The sequence below is a fragment of the Synechococcus sp. R6-7 genome, assembly GCF_047461695.1.
Taxonomy (GTDB): Bacteria; Cyanobacteriota; Cyanobacteriia; order Thermostichales; family Thermostichaceae; genus Thermostichus.
Genome location: NZ_JANSHS010000548.1, coordinates 1 through 2726, shown reverse-complemented (window position 1 = coordinate 2726; position 2726 = coordinate 1). Strand labels below are relative to the sequence as shown.

The following is a 2726-nucleotide window of genomic DNA, read 5'->3' as shown; positions in this document are numbered from 1 at the left end:
AAGCAGTCAGGGTCGGGTAGTTTACCTTAAAACACCAGCTCAACCTCTGCCAAGGCGGCTTCCGGCCCCACCAGAGCAATGGCCGGGGGGGTCAGGTAGGTCTTTGCGGCTTGGTGGAGCTGCTCTGGGGTGAGCTGCCTGACCCTCTGCAAATACTGCCGGTCAAACTCCATGCCCAAGCCCAAAATCTCGTACCAGCCCACCAGTTGGGCCACCTGGGCATTGGTTTGTTTGCTGAGGGCATACTGGCCCAGAAGTTTGCGCTGCGCCATTTCCACCTCTGCCAGGTCGAGCGGATTGGCCTGCAGACGGTGGATTTCTGCTTGTAGGCGTTCCAGAGCCACCTGGGTGTTCTCTGCTGCAGTGCCCATGTAAACCCCAAAAGGGGCGGGATCCCGACGGGTGGCAAAAAAAGCCGAGACCTCATAGGCCAGGCCACAGCGCTCCCGCAGTTCCACGAACAGACGGCTGGACAGACCGCTCCCCAAGTAGGTGGCCAGCAACTTCAGGGCCGGATAATCCGCAGAAGCAGCAGGGGATCCGCGAAACCCAATCAAGATTGTTGTCTGCTGAGTGGGCTGGGGCAACCTCAGCAGTTGGGGATCCCTCAGAGGGGGCAGGGGAACATCCCGATCCTCTGGAGAGGGGCCGGGAACAACCCAGTCCCCCAAAGCCGCTTCCACCTGGGCAGCCATTTGCTCCGGCGGCTCTGGGCCGATCACCACCATCACCATTCCATTGGGACGACAGTAGGCCGCGTGATAGGCTACCAAATCCTCGCGGGTCAGGGATCCCACCGTTTCCAGCCGTCCCAACCCCGGCAGAGCGTAGGGATGATCCCCATAGAGGGCTTGTTGCACCTGCTCGAAAGCCAGGCTGAAAGGCCGTTCCTGTTGGGCGCGAATGGCTTGCAGCATCAACGCCTGCTCTCGCGCCACCTCCTCTTCAGGAAAACTGGGATCCCGCAGCGTCTCCGCAAGCAAATCCAGCAGCTCCGGGAAATCGGCAGCCACACAGCGCAGGCTCACCTCGAAAGAGTCGGCAGAACTGTCCACCGATAGCGAGGCTCCCAGCGATTCCACCGCAGCAGCAATGGCCTGGGAGTTGCGCCGATGCGTGCCTTTGGTGAGGACAGCCGCCATCAAGTGGCTCACCCCCGCCTGTTGCGGCCGCTCTGCCCGGCTACCACCGCGGAAAAAACAGTGGGCAGCCAAGATCTCCACCGTTGGGTTCTGGCCCAGCAACAGCGTGATGCCATTGGCCAAAAGGACGCGCTGTAAACGGCCACGTTGGGTGGCAAGCAGAGCAGAGTTCATGCAGGCAAGGGATCCCGTCCAAAATCCGAAAATCAAGAGTCCGGAGCGCCAAGGCGGCGCTTAACGGCAAGCCAGTTGCAGCTCCGAAGCCGCCGCTGTACCCAGAGCAGTCGGCTTGAGAACGGTGACCACATAAGCCTCCGGAGACAAGTACTGCTGGGCCAACTCCCGGATCTGAGCCGGAGTAAAGGATTGCACCAGCTCCAGGTACTCTTGAATGCGTTGCACCCCGCCCAGCGTCTCGTAGTAGCCATAGATGCCCGCCAATTGACTGGGAGACTCGGCAGAGAACAGAAACTCATGGATGAGCATACGCCGGGTGCGATCCAACTCCGCTTGGCCGATGCCATCCTGCTGCAGCTTTTCAATCTCGTGCAGAATCGTCGCCTCCACCCGCGCCACATCCTCCGGCTCCAGTTGAGCCCCAATACAAAACAGTCCCCCCTCCTTCAGCACCAGCGAAGAACAGCCAATGGCCCTCACCCAGCCCCGCTGTTCCCGCAGCAGATGCACCAGCCGCGAAGTACGGCCATCTCCCAGCAGAGAAGCCAACATCTCCAGGCCACAGGCTTGTTGCCAATCGTCAATGCCAACGGTAGGCCAGGCCAATTTCAGACGGGCTTGCTCCAAGCGGGCATGGTCGCTCTCCCGGCGCAGGATCCCTTGGGGACGAGGCTGGGGCGGGATGGGGGGGCTGGCCAGTGCTGGCCCAGCAGCAGAGCTGCCAAACTGCTCCTCCACCAAGGCCAACGCCCGCTCGGGATCGATGCCACCCGTCACCACCACCGTCATGGATTCAGGGCGATACCAAGCGCGGTGGTAGGCGCGCATTAGTTCAGGGGTCAGTTGCATCAGGCTCTCCGGTGTGCCCAACACCGGTCGTCCATAGGGATGCTCCCCATAGGCGGTCTCCATCAAGAGCTGATAGGCCGTGTAGTCCGGGTTGTCGGCAGCGCGGCGAATTTCCTCCAGAACCACCTGCCGCTCCCGCTCAAACTCCAGATCTGGGATCCCGGCCCGCAAAACCACCTCTGCCAAGTAGGGCAAGGTATCCGCTAGGTCAGCAGCAGCCACCGTAATGTAGTAATGGGTGTAGTCTTGGCCGGTGGCAGCATTGGTAACTCCGCCCCGTCCTTCCACGGCCCAATCCAGCTCACCAGGGGCCAGCCGCTCGCTGCCCTTAAACACCATGTGTTCCAAAAAATGGGATAGGCCCAGCCACTCCGGCGGCTCATGGCGTCCGCCTGTCCGTACCCAGACGTCAACGGTTACAGAATCGGCAATGGGGATGGGATGAACGATAACGCCTAACCCGTTGCTCAGTCGGTGGGTGTAGGCGGGCAAAAGACGAGGAGAGCGGTTCAAAATTCTTAACTGATGGAGAACAGTCTTAATTGTAGATGGAGAGGG

2 protein-coding genes are annotated in these 2726 nt (G+C 60.7%); both read right to left on the bottom strand.

What is annotated here, in order from left to right; all coding sequences use genetic code 11:
- Nucleotides 1-26: 26 nt before the first annotated feature.
- Entirely contained in the window at nt 27-1316 is a 1290-nt protein-coding gene (locus NW815_RS14020; protein WP_414388137.1) for a M16 family metallopeptidase, read from the bottom strand.
- Between the two features lie 60 nt (nt 1317-1376).
- The gene (locus NW815_RS14015; RefSeq protein WP_414388136.1) at nt 1377-2681 is read right to left on the bottom strand and encodes a M16 family metallopeptidase; all 1305 of its coding nucleotides are present in this window, start codon (nt 2679-2681) and stop codon (nt 1377-1379) included.
- Nucleotides 2682-2726 lie beyond the last annotated feature (45 nt).

What these genes read in the sequence shown, in the direction of transcription:
- NW815_RS14020 (WP_414388137.1), bottom strand. Translation starts at nt 1,316, where the DNA reads ATGAACTCTGCTCTGCTTGCCACCCAACGTGGCCGTTTACAGCGCGTC.